The following is a 15552-nucleotide window of genomic DNA, read 5'->3' on the forward strand; positions in this document are numbered from 1 at the left end:
CAAGGCTCCTCGTTCAGGACGAGGGCATGAAGCGGGGGGACTCTCGGACGGCGCCGCTCGGGCGTCCCTCCACCGGCATCGAGACATCGGCTGAAGGATCGACCGAAGGATCGGCCGTCGGTGTCGCCCCCGTACTCACCGAGATGCGTTCGCCCAGGCCGACCCGGGCGTAGAAGGACTTGGCGTCCTCGGCGCCGAGGGCGATCAGGCCGCCGCCGACGCGGAATCCGGTCAGGGCCTTGAGCTGTGAGGTGAAGGCACCGACGTAGAGCGGCTGGTCCTTGTCGTCGCGCAGCTCGACCACATACGGGACGTCCACCACGGCACGGTCCTTGGAAGGGATGTCGACCGGCAGCTCTCGCTGCTCCTGCTTCGTGACCACCGTCATCGAGGTCGTCGGGATCACCGGGGCGTCATGTGCCGACTCCCAGAGGACCGACATCAGCCGGCCGCCGAACGTGAGAGTGCCCCTGGGCAGGTCGAGGGTGCCGGAGACGGGCTCCGGGCTGGTCGGGGTCGGCGCGGAGGGCGCGGACGGATCGGCCGGGGTTGCGGCCGGGGTGCGGAGCCGGTCCGGGTCGTGCGGGGTTCCGCCGAGGTGCAGCGTGAGAGCGACGGCCAGTGCGGTGAGGCCTGCGGTTCCCGCACCCAGAGTCGCCGCGACACGGCGGTGGCGTCTGCGGCGCAGTGCCCGGCCGCGGATCTCGGCGCCGGCTGCGACCGGCTGGGTCGCCTCGGCGGCAGCCAACTCGCGCAGTGCGGCAGAGAGTTCATCGGACACGTCCGCTCTCCTTCCGGACCGGCTCGTCGGCCCCGTCCTCCGCAAGGCGCTCCGCCAGCGCGGCCCGTCCCCGCGCCAGCCTCGCCTTGACCGTCCCCACGGGCGCGCCGGTCTCGGAGGCTACCTGCTGCACGGTCAGGTCACACAAATGGTGCAGGACGATCGCCATCCGCTGCGCTTCGGGCAGTTCGCGCAGGGCGGCCACGAGCGCGGTGTGCTCAGGGCCGGGCCCCGGTGTGGAGTCGGGCGGCGGAGTGCGCCGCACCAGTTCCAGCCAGCGCTTCGCCCGCCGCCAGCGGCTCACCGCCAGCCGCATGGCCACCGTGCGGATCCACGCCTCGGGCGCACTGTCCGCCAGAAACTGTCTGCGCCTGTCCCAGGCCCGTACGAACGCTTCCTGCACGACGTCCTGGGCCTCGCCGTGGTCCCCGGTGAAGGCGTAGAGCTGTCCGGTCAGCCGAGGGAACGCGGCCGCGTAGAAGGCGTCGAACTCTTCCTCGGTCATGCCCGCCACCCCCACTCCCCACCGGGATCCGTGCTCTTTCCGTTTCCTTGCAACCCGGTCGCCTCGCCCGTGCGTACAGGTCCCGTAGGTCCCGCTGGATCGCGTGGATCGCATCCAGTGAAGCGCAACCCATAAGGAAGACGGTGCACGGGGGTTTCAGGCTCCCTTTTCCTGGACGGTGTTGGGCACCTGCGCACCCGGCCACGAGCCACGTCCCAGTCCCCGAGCCGAAGGACCCCCCACGTGCCACCCAGCCACGCCGTACTCCCCGCCGGCCCCGACTTCGCCGCCTACGCCCGGACGCACTGGTCCCGGCTGGTCGCGACCGCGCGGCTGCTCACCGACGACGCCGGTGCGGCTGAGGAGTTGGTGCGGAGAACGCTGGTGCGGATGTGCGCGCGGTGGCGCGGAGTCCCGCGTGACGACGTGGACTTCCATGTGCGGCGCTGTCTGGTGCGGAGCCATCTGCGCCCGCTGCGCGGGAGGCGGGCAGCGCGCCGGCGGACCGTTCTGGTGCTGCGGATCTGGGAGGGGCTGGCGGACTCGGAGATCGCCCAGGTGCTGGGCTGCTCCGTGAGTGCGGTCCGTGCGCATGCCCGGCACGGGTTGAAGGAGGCCGGCGACGAACCCGTACGGCTGCGCGAGAGGTACGCCCGTGCCGTCGAGGACCTCGTTCCGTCCGAGGTGCCGCTGGCCGGCCTCCAGACACGGGGCCGTCTCCGGCGGCGGCGCCGGCTCGCCGTGACCTCGACCGCCTGCGTGGCGCTGCTCACGCCGGTGACGGTCGCCCTCCTCAGCGTCGACCGCATCGGGGGCGGTGCGCGGGACGGAGCGTCCGGGGCCCGGGGCGAGCGTTCGGCGACGAGCCCGGTCCGGGTCGTGGCGCCGGGCGAGCGGGTGACCGTGGCTCCGGGGGTACGGGTGTGGCTCACGGCCGACGGCGGGCACTGGTCGGTGCCCGATGCCCTCCCGCAGGACGACAACCACCTCCCCGTCGACGGACCGGGCGGCGCGGCGGCCGTGTCCGCGCGGGCGGACACCGTGCGGGGCGGCTTCTTCCTCTCGGGCCTCTTCCGCGGCCTGCGCGGCGAGCCGGGACGCGTCGAGGTGAGAACCGGCGACGGCACGACCACCGCGAAGGTCCTCGTCCTGGCGGGCAGTCCGGGCTGGGGCGTCTGGTACGCGCCCGCGCCGCTGCCCGGGGAGGACATGAAGGCGCTTCTCTCCCTCGGCGGGGACGAGCGGATCGTCACGGTGTACGACACCTCGGGCAAGGTCGCCGCACGGTCCGACCGCGAATGGTGGCGGATATGAACACGGCACGGTGGCTGGAGAAGAGCTGGAAAAGGGTCGGGAAGCCGGGCAGGCCCTCGACGCCCCGCCACCGCGAACGCGTGCCGCTGCGCGTCCGGTTCCGCCGCACCCGGGGCCGGCGACTTCGCCGGCTGCTCCATGCCTTCCTCGCGCTGGTCGCGACGCTGTGCGCGACGGCCGTCGTGGCGTACCACTTGACGGACATTCCCAGGCCGCACCCGGAGACCGTCACCCAGAGCACCGTGTTCCTCGACGCGGACGGGGCGTATCTGGGCCGGCGCGGACCGGTCGACCGGCAGGACGTCCCGTTGTCGGCGGTCCCCCGGCATGTGCAGGACGCGGTGATCGCGGCGGAGAACCGCTCCTTCCGTACGGACAAGGGGATCTCTCCGCGGGCCGTCGCGCGGGCCGCGCTGGCGACGCTGACGGGCGGCGAGCCGCAGGGCGGCTCCACCATCACCCAGCAGTACGTGAAGAACGCGCTGCTGAGCCCGGAGCGTTCGCTGACCCGCAAGGCGCGCGAGGCGCTCATCGCGATCAAGCTGGACCGCACCCGCGGCAAGGACGAGATCCTCGAGGGCTATCTCAACACCGTGTACTTCGGCCGGGGCGCCGCCGGGATCCAGTCCGCGTCACGCAACTACTTCGGCGTGGACGCGAAGAACCTGACGGTCGCGCAGGGAGCCGCGCTCGCGTCCATCGTCAACATCCCCTCGTACTACGAGAAGGCGGGCTCCGATCCGAAGGTGACCGCGAAGCTTCGCGACCGCTGGGAGTGGGTGCTCGACGCGATGGCGGCGAGTAGGAGCATCACGGCGCAGCAGCGGGCGGCGGCGCGTTTCCCGGCGTTCCGGTTCTATCCGCCGGGCGAGACCGAGGGGCAGCGGCAGTATCTGATCGACGTCGCCGCCAAGGAGGCCGCAGCCCGGCTCGGCATCACCGAGGACCAGCTCGCGAGCGGCGGCTACAACGTGACGACCACCTTCGACCTGGCCCTCCAGGACACCGCCACGCAGCGGGTCGCGGAGCATCCCGGCGGCAAGGGCGGGGTGCGGGTGCACACCGCGGTCGTCGGGATGGTGCCGGGCGACGGAGCGGTACGGCTGCTGTACGGGGGTTCGGACTACGCGCGCCAGCCCTTCAACGACGCCGTGAGCGGGGCGGTGGAGGCGGGAACCGCCCTGGACCCGTTCACCAAACTCGCGCGGGCGGACGAGCCACTGCGCGCCCTGCTCAGGACACCGGCGCCGACCCCGCTGAACCTGGCATCGGCCTATGCGACGGTCGCGGCGGGCGGTGAGTACGCCGCCCCGTACACCGTCGCGCGCATCACCCGGGCGGGCCGTACGGTCTACAAGGCGCGGCCCGATGTGCGGCAGGTGCTGGGCGAGAAGGAAGCGATGATGGCGGGCGCGATGACCGGGGGCGGGCCGATCCCCGTGGGCGTCCGCCCGGCGCAGACCCAGGGGTTCACCACCGAGGGGGCGGGTGGCGGAACCGCCCGCCGGACCGTGTGGACCACCGGCTACGACAGCCGGCTCACCCTGACGGTCGCCCTGTTCGCCGACCGGGCCGGCACCAAGAAGGGCACGACGACCCCGGCCCGGCTGCCGAACGAACCGCCCCCGACCGACTTCGCGGAGAGCATGACGACGGCGATCTGGAGTGCCGCCACGAAGGGGGAACCGTCAGGCGCCGACGAGGAGCAAGCAGCTCGGCGGCCCTCGTCGGTACCTTCATCGGTACCTACATCGGGGTGAGCGGCCGACGGGCACCCGGGTGCTGCGGTTGTCCGGACGGAGGGTGGTGCGCGGTCGGCGCTGGCAGGTCACTGCTTGGCCATCGACGAAGCCCGGCCGTCGGTTGGGTCCCGGACGTATCTCCGGACCGCCCCCGACAGACCGGGGATGCAACCATTCCCTACGGAGCTGGAACCCCCGGAAGCCGACCGCGCGTGGGAGACCATAGCCGCGGGCACTGACAACGCAGTCGGCGATGACCGGGCGCCACGTCACCAGTTGATGGCGTCGTCCATGTCCTGCTGCCAGTACGTGACCTTGAGCGAGTCGTCGACGTACACGCCCTTCGCGGGCAGCGACGGGTGGGCGCCCGTGCCGACGCTCCCGCTGCCGGAGCGGCCCTGGAAGTAGACGGACAGGGACTTCACGGTGTGGCCGTTGGTGCCGCTGCCGTCGGCTGCCGAGAGGTTCACGGAGGCGTAGCCGGACTCGCCCGGCTGGAGCGTGACGACTGCCTGGGGCTGCGAGTCCTCGATGACCGGGGGCACGGACTGGGCCTCGCCGAAGCGGACGGCCGGGTAGCCGTAGAGGTAGCAGCTCTTGCTGCCGGTGTTGGTCACCGTGAGCAGCATGTGGTTCAGGGGGCGGTTCAGCGGGGCGGCGACCGTCTTGGTGTTGGAGCCCTCACAGGTGACCGGCTTGGCGGAGGAGGCGGCGGGCGTCGTCGACGTGGGGGTGTGGGCCGTGATGCCCGAACCGTTGGTGGAGGTCTTGGCGCCCGAGGAGCCCGCGGAGTTCGACGAGTTCGAGGAGGAGCCGGAGCCGGAGCCGGCGTTCGAGGCATCGGTGCCGGAGTCCGGGTTCGTGTTCTTCGAGGGCTGCACCGTCGTCGAGGCACCCTCGTCCTTGACGCCCGCCCCGTCGCTGCAGGCGCCCAGGGAGAGCGTGGCGAGGACTGCGGTCGCGGCGGCGCCGGCGAGGCGGATACGGGAGGTGCGGAGGTTCGACATGTGGCTGTGCCCTTCGTGTTCCGGTGGGTGGTGACTGGATGACCGAAGCTTGTGCGGTGATCCGTCCCAGCGGCCACGTATGACGGTCAGTTGGGGACGCCGGAACGCTGGAACGCCCTCTGAGCAGGGAGAATACGGTCGTCCTGGAACGCTTTTCCGGGACACGAAGGCTCTCGCAACGACCCTGTTTGCGAGGTTCGTTGCGAGAGTTCGGGGTCGTGGGCCGGGTCAGCCGGCCTGCGACGGGGTCTGCTTCATCCCGTCGACGACGGCACGGTTGATGATCGCGCTCGTGTACATCACCGTGCCGGGCTTGATCAGAGCGGACTCGCCGGTGCCCTTCCGTACCTGGACGCTGCGATCGCCGAGGAAGACATGGGTCTTCCTGTCGAAGATCCACTCCTCGCGCTGGCCGCTGGTCTCGTCGAGCCGGGCCACCGCCACACCGTGCCGGCCCACCGCGTCCACGGCGTCGTTCACGACGACGACGCCCGGGATCTTCTCGGCGGCCTTGAAGAGCGCCGAGTAGAGCTCCGCCGGCGGGTAGCTCTCCCCGAGCAGGTCCCCGATCGTGGTGAACGCCTGCTGGTCGGGCGAGTTGCCCATCCCCTCCGTCTCCTTGTAGATCTTGGCCAGCAGTGCGTCGGGGTCGGTGGTGAGCCCGGCGAGGTAGTCGTACGACGGAGCGTTCAGGTACGCCTCGCGCTCGTTGCCCTGTTCGTCGGGGAGGCTGAGGGTCTCGCCCTCGGGGCTGTCGTTGACCGCGGGGTCGATCAGCCAGCCCTTGGTGCCGTCGGCGGACATCCACACCTGCCGGCGGTGCAGCTGGTGGCTGGCCAGGCTGGTCTTGTCGCCGACGGTCCTGACGAAGGTGTCGGCCGTCTTGGACTCGACGTAGACGTACTGGCCGGGCTTGACGGTCGGGTGGGACACGTCGGCCGCCGCCAGCGAGATCTGGTCGAGCAGTTGCGGGACACCTTCGGTGGTCGCGGCGCCGAGCTGCGTGGTCAGGGCCGGTCCCGTCGCGAGGGCGCCGTCCTGGGCTCCGTCACGGCCGCCCGTGGCTCCGCCACCGCCGGACACCGCGAACCCGGCGACGACGATGCCGGCCACGGCGGCCGCCATGGCGGGCAGCACGATCGCCGGACGCGGCAGCCGGAACCGCCGTACCTTCGCAGGGGCTTCGGGGCCCCCCGGGGTTGCCGTCGCCGTCGCCGTGCGCTCTTCCTGCTGCATGTCGTGGATCTGGGCCATCAGGCGCTCCCTGTGGAACTCGTGACGGCCCACCGGCAGGTCACGCGCCGTCCGGGACAGGAGCTCTGCGCTCTCATCCCGCTCTGCCGGGTGCTGCCGGGACGTGTTCGCGTTCATCGGTTTCCTTCCTGTGCGGGCCGTATCGCGTTTGTGTGATCGCCTCTTATCTGTCGGCCGAGCCGGCCGCCTTCCCGATTCCCGCGAACTTTCCCGCCCTGTCCTTCGGTTGCCGACCGGACGGCCGCGGCGCGCAGCTTCTTGCGGGCGCGGGAGAGCCGGGAGGCCACCGTTCCGACCGGGATCCCGAGCGCCTCGGCCGCGGCCTCGTAGTCCAGGCCCTCCCCCAGGCAGAGCGTGATGACCTCGCGCTCCGGCCTGCGCAGCGCGGCGAGCGCGGTGAGGGCCGTCGCGAGGCGCCGGCGGTCGTCGACCCGGTCGGCCACCTCGTCGGCGTGGTCGGCCACCGACAGCTCGGCCGCCGCGGCCGCGGTGGCCGCCGCCCGGTAGCGCCGGTTGCTCCGGTACTGGTTGCGCGCGGTGTTGGTGGCGATGCCCAGCAGCCAGGGCCGCAGGGAGCCGCCCTCCGGCTCGACCCTGTCGCGCAGCCGCCATGCCTCCAGGAAGGTCGCGGCCATCACGTCCTCGGCCACCGACCAGTCGGCCGTCAGCCGGAAGGCATGGTTGTAGACCGCGCGGGAGTAGCTGTCGAAGAGCTCAGCGAACGCGCTCGACTCCCCGGCCCGTACCCGAGTACGCATATGAGTGCTCACCTCAATGAGCTGTCCGGCACCCCGCACCGACTTCCCGTGACCTGCGTCACACTCGGCCTGCATACGTCGGCGAACGAACACGCCGCATGCTCTCACCCCGGCCGATCGGACCGGGAGGCCCTGCCGCCCGGCCGGTCGGCCCGTGGACCTGGCCGGTCGGACCGGAGGCCTGGCCGGTCGGCCGACGCGGTGCCGGCAGGCGGCTGCCTAGGGTCGGTCACGACCGGACAGGACCGGATACCGCAGCCCGAGGGGGAGCTTTCGATGGATCAGCGAGCGAGTGCCGCAGTGCGGAACGGCGCCACGGACGTGGCCGGAACCACCGTGGAGTTCGAGTGCGACGTCGTGGACCTGTTCGTGGCGGCGCTGCGCGGTGCGCTCAAGCAGGAGGCAGCCGTCGTCGGGACCGAGAACCTGCTGGCCGCGCTCGTCATGGGAGACACGGACGCGGGTGCGGCGATCGCCCCGGGGATGCGGAAGGCCGGTTCGCTCAGCGGCCTGATCGCCGGTCGGGGCGGCCGTGGCTGGGTGAGCGACGACGGGGACGAGGACGCGGGCGCGACCGTCGCGGCCGGTGCCGACGACGACGAGGTCACCGCCGCCTGGCGTGAGGCGCACTGGCGGCTCGGGCCGGCGAAGCGCGGACCGGCCGCGGACGTCGCACGGGAGTTGCCCGGGATGACCGGCGCACTGCGACGGTGCCTGCTGCTCGCGCTCGCCGCGGCCCGCGCCGAAGGTACGGTCCCGGTGCGCTGCCGGCATGTGGTACGGGCTCTGCTGGACCTGCCGGAGAGCCGGGCCCGGGAGGCGCTGGTGCTGCAGAAGCTGGACCTGGCAGCCGCGGCGACCGCACTCGACGCGCTGGACGCGAGCGCCCCGGCGGAGACCGAACTGCCGGAATCGCGTGGCGTCACCCTTCTGCGCCGGGCCGGGACGCTGGGCAGGAGCGGCAACCGGCTGACGCGCGCGCTGACGTCGTGGACCTCCGGGGCCGGCGTGTACGGCTCACCGATCGTGTTCGCGGTGACCGTCGAGGCCGTACGGCAGGCTGTGCGGTGCGGGCGTTCCGCGGCGGAGCCCGTGGATCTGCTGCTGGGCATCCTGGCCCTGGACCGCTCCCTTGCCGTTGCCGGACGCCCCCTGCCCGAGGACCTCGCCGCCGCCAACTCCGCCGCCGCGCTGCTGCGCAGGCATGGCGTACGGCAGGATTCCCTGACCCGTGCGGCCATGGAACGCACACCGACGGCCCCCGCGGACAGCGCCTCCGCGTCGGACCGCGATGCCGGCCAGGTGCGGCTCTCCGACTCCGCCGAGCGGGCCAAGGCAGTCGCGCAGCTCACCGCCGTCGAGCACGGCTCACCCTCGGTCGGTACGGTCCACCTGCTGGCGGCTCTGCTCGAAGCCGAGGGCACCGAAGTGGTCCGGCTGCTGTCGGCCGCCTCGCGGGTGGACGTCGCCGCGCTGCGGGCGGAGTTGCCGCGCCGGGCGGGCGCGTGACCCACGCGGACGTGACGGGCGGGGAACCCGGGGGCCGCCGGGGGACGCCCGCCCCTGCCGCGCTGGCGGCGGCCCTGGGGCTGCTGCCGCTGCTGCTGGTGCACCCTCAGCACCCGGTACTGGCGGTCCTGGAAGCACTGTGGGCAGCGCTGCTCGTCGCCGTACGGCGTGACCGTCCCGTCGCCGCGGTCCTGTGTGCCGCGCCGCTGGTCATGGGCGGCAACGTGTGGACGCTGCCGGTGATTGTGCTGATCGTGCTGTCCGCCACGCGCCGTATCGCACCGACCCGGCGCGCCTGGCGGGCCGTGGGCGCGGCCTGTGGAGTCCTCGGTGTCCTGACCGTCGCCATCGGCCTGTTCCGGTGGCAGCAGCTGCCGATGGACCTGGCCGACAACGCGATCTCCGCGGCTCTCCTCCTGCTGCTCCCCGCCCTGTCCGGGACCCTGCTGGGCCGCCGCCGCCCCTTGACCGGCCTGCTGCGGGAGCGCAACGCCTATCTGGAGCAGACCCGTACGCTCACCGCGGAGGCGGCCCGGCTGGAGGAGCGGACCCGGATCGCGGGCGAGATGCACGATCTCCTCGGCCACCGGCTGAGCCTGATCTCCGTGCACGCGGGAGCGCTGGAACTCGCCGCCGCCCGGCAGGCGCCGCCCCTCGCGGGGCAGGCGGAGCTGCTGCGCACGACCGCCGGCACGGCCATGGAGGAACTGCGCGAGATCCTCGGCGTCCTGCGGCGCGCGGAACTGGCGGACGGGATGGATCCGACGGACGGCAGCGGGAACGGGGGCGCGAGCGAGCGGGGGACGCGTGAGGACATCGCCGCCCTGGTGACACAGTCCCGGCAGGCGGGCGGCGGCCCGGTCGAGCTGGACTGGTCGGTTCCCGGCACGGCCGAGGTGGGCGCCCGTGCGCGGCAGGCGATCCACCGGGTGGTCCGCGAGGGGCTGACGAACGTGCTGAAACACGCGTCCGGTGCGCCCGCACGGGTGGAGGTCAGACGTACGGACGCGGGCATCGAGGTCGACGTCACGAACGGGCCGCCGCGCGAGGCGGGCCGTTCTCAGGGGGGAACCCACAGTGGGCTGGCCGGACTTCACGAACGCATCTCGTTGCTCGGCGGCACCTTCGGGGCGGGGCCTCTGCCGGACGGCGGCTTCCGCGTGGCGGCACGGCTGCCGACCGATGCGATCGGGTCCGTGTCCGGACCGCTCCCGGAGACCTCCGCCGGGACACTCCCGCCCCCGAGAGGAGCCCACGCCCCGCTGTCGACCGAGGTCCTGACCTGGCCACGCGTCCTCGGAGCCGGCTGCGCCTCCGTACTCGTGGTCCTGCCGACGGCGGGCTTCCTCGTCGTGGTGCTGCTGGCGGCGCTGAGGTGAATCCCGAAAGGGGAAATACGGAAGGGGAGTTACGGGAGTGGAGTTACGGGAGTGGAGTTACAAGCGACGAGTTACGCAGGCGTGAGTTACAACAGCCGAGTTCTAAGATGAGCCGATGATCCGAGTCCTGATCGCCGACGACGAGGCGCTGATGCGCACCGGTATCCGGCTGATCCTGGAGAACGCCGACGACATCGAGGTCGTGGCCGAAGCCGGGGACGGCAGGGAAGCCGCCGCGGCCTGTCGCACCCAGGACGTCGACGTCGCCCTGCTCGACATCCAGATGCCGGTCAGGGACGGCATCGCGGCCGCCGAGGACATCACCCGCCTGTCGCCCCGTACGAATGTCGTGATGCTGACGGCCTTCGGCGAGGAGGCGAGCGTCACGCGCGCCCTGCGGGCCGGGGCCAACGGCTACCTCCTCAAGGACACCGGCCCCACCGAACTGATCCGCGCCGTACAGCTCGCCGCGAAGGGGGAACCGGTCCTGGCGCCCCGGGTCACCCGCCAACTGCTGGACCGCCATGTGCAGTCCGGCCGCGGCACCGAGTCCGCCCTGCACAGGATCGCTGAACTGACCCCGGCCGAGCGCGATGTCCTGCGCCTGCTCGGTACGGGACTGTCGAACTCGGAGATCGCCGACCGGCTGTACCTCAGCGCCGGCACCGTCAAGGCGCACATCAGCCGCATCCTCACCCGCACCGGCTGCGCCAACCGCGTCCAGGCAGCCGTACTGGCCCACGACGTCGGACTGCTCGACGACAACTGAACCGGCTGGCAGACCCGGTGCGGGCCGGTACGGATCAGTCCCGGTTGTGCCTGTCGGGCAGACGTCGTCAGGAATTCACCGGCCCCGCCCCTCCCGGAACCGGTCGGCGCCCGCCGTCAGGTCCACGATCGGGGCGGGGTAGTCCAGGTCCGCGCGGGCGGTGTCGTCGAGGGCCGGGACACGGTGGATCGTGCGGGCGTCGAGGTCACGCAGTTCGGGGAGCCAGCGGCGTACGTACGCGCCGTCGGGGTCGAAACGGCGGGCCTGGACACGGGGGTTGAGGACGCGGTTCGGGCGGGTGTCCGTGCCGGTGCCGGCCACCCACTGCCAGTTGAGCTGGTTGTTGGCGAGGTCGCCGTCGACGAGCAGGTCCAGGAAGTGGCGGGCGCCCACCCGCCAGTCCACGTACAGCGTCTTGGCGAGGAAGCTCGCCGCGAGCAGACGGGCCCGGCCCGGCATCCAGCCCTCGTGGCTCAGTTGCCGCATGGCCGCGTCGACGACGGGGTAGCCCGTACGGCCCTCCTGCCAGGCTTCAATGTCCTTCCTGGCGCGGCGCCAGCGGTCGTGCCGGGGGCGGTAGTCGTGGTGGGCCGCGTCGGGGCGGGCCGCCAGGACCTGGTGGTGGAAGTCCCGCCAGGCGAGCTGGCGGACGAAGGCGTCGGCGCCGGGGGTGTCCTGTCCGCGGGCCTTGTGCAGCAGTTCGGTCGGGGAGAGGCAGCCGAAGTGGAGGTAGGGCGAGAGCCTGGAGGTGGCGTCGGCGGCCAGGTCGTCGTGCCGGTCGTCGTACCCGGACAGCGGGCCGGAGAGCCAGGAGCGCAGCCTGCGGCGGGCCTCGGATTCACCGCCGGTGGGGAGGGCGGGGGACGGGGAGCCCGATGCCAGTGACTTGGCGCCGGGCAGGTCGGCCGAGCGTACGTCCGGTACCGGCACCTCCTTCGGGGCGCGCCGGACGCCGCGTACCGAGAAGCTCTCCCAGCGGCGGAAGTACGGGGAGAAGACCGCGAAGTGGTCCTTGCCCTTGCCCGCGGGCGTCAGCGCCCCGGGCGGCACGGCCGTCAACGAGGCGTCGTGGACGCGCAGTTCGCGCCGGTCGCCGGCCAGCTCGGCGCGCAGCCGCTCCTCCCGCCGCACCGCGTAACGGCTGACCCCGCCCGCGATGTGCACCACCGCGGCGCCGGTCTCCGCCGCCACCCGGCAGGTCTCCTCCACGACATCGCCGGTACGCACCACCAGCCGGCCGCCGCGGGCACGCAGGGCCGCGTCGAGGTCGGCCAGGCTGTCGGCGAGGAACGCCGCGCGGTTGGGCACGACGAAGCCGGTGCGGCGGATGCCCGAGTCGACGACGAAGAGCGGGACGACGCGTTCCGCGTCCTTCAGCGCGGCCACCAGGACCGGGTTGTCGTGAACCCGCAGGTCCGCGGTGAACAGGGCGACCGAGACGCGCACGGTTCCTTGGGCTCCCTCAGTGTGTACGGGCCGGCCGATCGTGGACCGGCTCGTCGGCGGCCGACTCGGCCGCGGCGGCGATGTTGCGGATCATCCCGCCGAAGACCGCGGCGTGGAAGGGTGCCACGCCCCACCAGTACGCATGCCCGGCGAGTCCGTGCGGATGGAACAGTGCCCGCTGCCGGTACACCGTGCGCCCCTGCGGGTCCCGGTCTACGGTCATCTCCAGCCAGGCCAGGCCCGGCAGCCGCATCTCCGCCCGCAGCCTCAGCAGCCGGCCCGGCTGGATCTCCTCCACCCGCCAGAAGTCCAGGGTGTCGCCGACCCGCAGCCGGTTCGCGTCCCGGCGTCCCCTGCGCTGGCCCACTCCGCCGGCCAGCGTGTCCAGCCACCCGCGCAGGGACCAGGCCACCGGCGAGGAGTACCAGCCGTTCTCGCCGCCGATCGCCTCGACCACCCGCCACAGCGCCTGCGGCGACGCCGCGACGGTGCGTTCACGGTCGTCGGCGTAGAGGCTGCCGCCCGCCCAGTCGGGGTCGGTCGGCAGCGGATCGCTGGGGGCGCGGGGCGTCGCGGCCGAGGACCACCGGGTGGCGACGTCCGCGTCCTGCACGCGCCGCAGCGCCAGCCGGATCGCGCGGTCGAGGCCGACGGGCCCGTCCGGGGGGTCCGGCACGTAACCGACGATGTCCCGTTCGGCGCACACCACCTCGTGCTTCAGCGACTCGACCAGCGGGCGGGCGAGTCCGCCCGGCACCGGGGTGATCAGACCGACCCAGAGGCTGGACAGCCGGGGGGTGAGCAGCGGCACGGGGACGATGACGCGCCTGGGCAGTCCGGCGACGGCGGCGTAGCGCCGCATCATCTCCTCGTAGGTGAGGATGTCCGGTCCGCCGATGTCGAAGGTGCGGTTCACGTCGTACGGCAACTGCGCGCACCCCACGAGCAGGCGGAGCACGTCGCGCACGGCGATCGGCTGGATGCGGGTGCGCACCCAGCTCGGGGTCACCATCGCGGGCAGCCGCTCCGTCAGATACCGCAGCATCTCGAACGACGCCGACCCGGACCCGATGATCACGGCCGCCCGCAGCACGGCGGTCGGCACGCCCGAGGCCAGGAGGATGCGGCCCACTTCGGCGCGGGAGCGCAGATGGGGCGAGAGCGCCTGCTCGGGTACGCCGGCCGGGGTCAGCCCGCCGAGGTAGACGATCCGCCGGACCCCGGCGGCATGTGCCTGCTCACCGAAGACCCGCGCCGCCCGCCGGTCGGTCTCCTCGAAGCCCCGCCCCGTGCCCAGCGCGTGCACCAGGTAGTAGGCGACGTCGATCCCCTCCATCGCCGCCCGCACGGACTCCTCGTCCGTCACGTCCCCCCGCACGGCCTCCACCTGCCCCGCCCACGGATGGTCCCGCAGCTTGCCGGGCGTACGGGCCAGACACCGCACGGCATACCCGGCGGCCAGCAGTTCGGGCACCAGCCGGCCGCCCAGGTAACCGGTGGCACCGGTGACCAGACAGCGCAGCGGCCGCTCCGCGGGAACCGTCATGGGCCTCATCTCTCCCGGAACAGTTTCCTCACCTCAGCCCATGCTTGGATCCGGCGACGGGCCCCGCAACCTCAGCGACCCGAGGACATATCGCCATATGTACTGGTACCAGCCCCCATGACAGGCCGGGCATCCCCTCGGGCACGTGGCCTGATCCTGGCGGCGGGGAAAGTCTGCAACGGCCGGACCACATCTCCTGGGCTGTCGGCGCTAGGGTTGTGACACGAGGCAGAGGGTGCTGAACCGTTCGGAGCACGGGTGCCGTGCCTGCCGGGTCCCTCGCCGCGTCCCCGAAACGAAGGTGCCATGCCCGCGGAGAACGCCCCTGTCGCAGGGAATCTCGACGACGACGACTATCCCGCCTACACCATGGGGCGGGCCGCCGACGTTCTCGGCACCACTCCCGCCTTCCTGAGGGCCATCGGCGAGGCCGAGTTGATCACTCCCCTGCGTTCGGGAGGTGGTCACCGCCGGTACTCGCGGCGCCAGCTGCGCATCGCCGCCCGCGCCCGCGAGCTCGTCGACCAGGGCACTCCCGTCGAGGCGGCCTGCCGGATCATCTCCCTCGAGGACCAGCTGGCGGACGCCCTCCGCCTGAACCGGGACATGCGCCGGAAGCTGGACGAGCGCGGCCCGAATACCTAGTCCCGCCGGTACAGAAATGCAGGCTGCTGCGGGATGAGAATCAATACCCGGTGCCGAAAACACACGGGTACTTACGCCCGAGCTGTGTTAGCGTGATACCAGTTGCAGTTTTGGTTGCCAGAGATTTGTTTCTTTGCAGAGCTTTCCGGATCTTTCCGGAGGGGTGATCATCGCGGCGACTCGGACCCGTAAAGTGCGGAGTCCGGCACTGCCCCCCAAGGGAGATTCAATATGGCATCTGGCACCGTGAAGTGGTTCAACGCGGAAAAGGGCTTCGGCTTCATCGAGCAGGACGGCGGCGGCGCTGACGTGTTCGCCCACTACTCGAACATCGCCACCAGCGGCTTCCGCGAGCTTCAGGAAGGCCAGAAGGTTACCTTCGACGTCACGCAGGGCCAGAAGGGCCCGCAGGCCGAGAACATCGTTCCTGCCTGACGCTGACGCGTTCTAAGTGGCTGGGGCCCGCGCTCTTGGGGTGCGGGCCCCAGCTCTTTGCATTTCCTGACTTTCCCGGATTGTCAACAGCCTCGGATTCACCGCCGAGAGGTCCGGATTTTCGAATTCCTTCGGCTCATTCTCGTGCCGTGGAGGCATCCATGCGTTGCGTCATCGCCCGTTTCCCCTTCGACCTGATCAAGAGCGAGGTCGAACAGTCGATGAGCGGCATCACCCCCGAACCGGTCAGCGGCGTGGCCGTGACCATCGGCCGCCGCGTCTACCCCGTGATGCAGGTCGGGGAAGTGATCACCAGGCAGAACCGCCGCGACTTCACCGCGGGCGAGATGCGCCGGGCGCTGACCAGACTCGGCTTCGTCTGCCACGACACGCCGCCGCCGGTCCCGCCGACCCGGGACGCGCGAGCTGACGAAGGTGCGCTCGGCTGGTGACGCCTCGCCT

General features: G+C 72.0%; 15 protein-coding genes. 8 read left to right on the forward strand and 7 right to left on the reverse strand.

The features are described from left to right. Positions 1-13: 13 nt before the first annotated feature. Together OG331_RS24290 and OG331_RS24295 are read right to left on the reverse strand one after the other, a co-directional pair. Positions 14-781: a hypothetical protein gene (locus OG331_RS24290; protein WP_406199686.1), complete on the reverse strand. Its 768-nt coding sequence runs from the start codon at positions 779-781 to the stop codon at positions 14-16. After that, positions 771-1286: a SigE family RNA polymerase sigma factor gene (locus OG331_RS24295; protein WP_406199688.1), complete on the reverse strand. Its 516-nt coding sequence runs from the start codon at positions 1284-1286 to the stop codon at positions 771-773. Before OG331_RS24295 ends, OG331_RS24290 begins: the two co-directional genes overlap by 11 nt. 243 nt (positions 1287-1529) lie before the next feature. Here OG331_RS24295 and OG331_RS24300 point away from each other — a divergent pair, with 243 nt between their 5' ends. Both OG331_RS24300 and OG331_RS24305 read left to right on the forward strand, forming a co-directional pair. Then, positions 1530-2600, forward strand: coding sequence for a sigma factor-like helix-turn-helix DNA-binding protein (locus tag OG331_RS24300; RefSeq protein ID WP_406199691.1), 1071 nt, complete (start codon positions 1530-1532; stop codon positions 2598-2600). Then, the gene (locus tag OG331_RS24305) at positions 2597-4360 is read left to right on the forward strand and encodes a transglycosylase domain-containing protein (protein WP_406199694.1); all 1764 of its coding nucleotides are present in this window, start codon (positions 2597-2599) and stop codon (positions 4358-4360) included. The genes OG331_RS24300 and OG331_RS24305 overlap by 4 nt, the downstream gene beginning before the upstream one ends. 251 nt (positions 4361-4611) lie before the next feature. Here the strand turns inward: OG331_RS24305 and OG331_RS24310 are convergent, their stop codons facing one another. The 3 genes from OG331_RS24310 to OG331_RS24320 form a co-directional block, all read right to left on the reverse strand. Continuing rightward, a complete protein-coding gene (locus OG331_RS24310; protein WP_406199696.1) occupies positions 4612-5349 on the reverse strand; it encodes a DUF4232 domain-containing protein in 738 nt (245 codons plus the stop codon). 228 nt (positions 5350-5577) lie between these two features. Then, positions 5578-6720, reverse strand: coding sequence for a CU044_5270 family protein (locus tag OG331_RS24315; protein ID WP_406199698.1), 1143 nt, complete (start codon positions 6718-6720; stop codon positions 5578-5580). Then, the gene (locus OG331_RS24320; protein ID WP_406199700.1) at positions 6717-7361 is read right to left on the reverse strand and encodes an RNA polymerase sigma factor; all 645 of its coding nucleotides are present in this window, start codon (positions 7359-7361) and stop codon (positions 6717-6719) included. Before OG331_RS24320 ends, OG331_RS24315 begins: the two co-directional genes overlap by 4 nt. Before the next feature lie 276 nt (positions 7362-7637). On the opposite strand from OG331_RS24320, the gene OG331_RS24325 reads away from it, so the two are divergent. The 3 genes from OG331_RS24325 to OG331_RS24335 all read left to right on the forward strand — a co-directional run bounded on the left by OG331_RS24325 (position 7638) and on the right by OG331_RS24335 (position 11018). Next, positions 7638-8870 (forward strand): Clp protease N-terminal domain-containing protein, encoded by a 1233-nt coding sequence (locus OG331_RS24325; protein WP_406199703.1) that lies wholly within the window; start codon positions 7638-7640, stop codon positions 8868-8870. Continuing rightward, entirely contained in the window at positions 8867-10249 is a 1383-nt protein-coding gene (locus tag OG331_RS24330; protein ID WP_406199705.1) for a sensor histidine kinase, read from the forward strand. The genes OG331_RS24325 and OG331_RS24330 overlap by 4 nt, the downstream gene beginning before the upstream one ends. A 115-nt stretch (positions 10250-10364) precedes the next feature. Continuing rightward, positions 10365-11018, forward strand: a complete 654-nt coding sequence (locus OG331_RS24335; protein ID WP_406199708.1) for a response regulator — start codon at positions 10365-10367, stop codon at positions 11016-11018. A 75-nt stretch (positions 11019-11093) separates the two neighbouring features. Here OG331_RS24335 and OG331_RS24340 read toward each other — a convergent pair whose 3' ends face one another. Together OG331_RS24340 and OG331_RS24345 are read right to left on the reverse strand one after the other, a co-directional pair. Further along, positions 11094-12464, reverse strand: a complete 1371-nt coding sequence (locus OG331_RS24340; RefSeq protein ID WP_406199710.1) for a cryptochrome/photolyase family protein — start codon at positions 12462-12464, stop codon at positions 11094-11096. 16 nt (positions 12465-12480) lie between these two features. Next, positions 12481-14010, reverse strand: coding sequence for an SDR family oxidoreductase (locus OG331_RS24345; RefSeq protein WP_406199712.1), 1530 nt, complete (start codon positions 14008-14010; stop codon positions 12481-12483). Between the two features lie 306 nt (positions 14011-14316). Here OG331_RS24345 and OG331_RS24350 point away from each other — a divergent pair, with 306 nt between their 5' ends. The 3 genes from OG331_RS24350 (at position 14317) to OG331_RS24360 (ending at position 15542) form a co-directional block, all read left to right on the forward strand. After that, complete coding sequence (locus tag OG331_RS24350) at positions 14317-14655, forward strand: MerR family transcriptional regulator (RefSeq protein ID WP_406199714.1); 339 nt, start codon at positions 14317-14319, stop codon at positions 14653-14655. A gap of 231 nt (positions 14656-14886) precedes the next feature. Then, the gene (locus OG331_RS24355; RefSeq protein WP_007383480.1) at positions 14887-15090 is read left to right on the forward strand and encodes a cold-shock protein; all 204 of its coding nucleotides are present in this window, start codon (positions 14887-14889) and stop codon (positions 15088-15090) included. A 161-nt stretch (positions 15091-15251) separates the two neighbouring features. Next, the gene (locus OG331_RS24360; RefSeq protein ID WP_362386216.1) at positions 15252-15542 is read left to right on the forward strand and encodes an SCO5918 family protein; all 291 of its coding nucleotides are present in this window, start codon (positions 15252-15254) and stop codon (positions 15540-15542) included. Positions 15543-15552: the final 10 nt, after the last annotated feature.

Source organism: Streptomyces sp. NBC_01017 (assembly GCF_045162795.1).
Taxonomy (GTDB): domain Bacteria; phylum Actinomycetota; class Actinomycetes; order Streptomycetales; family Streptomycetaceae; genus Streptomyces; species Streptomyces machairae.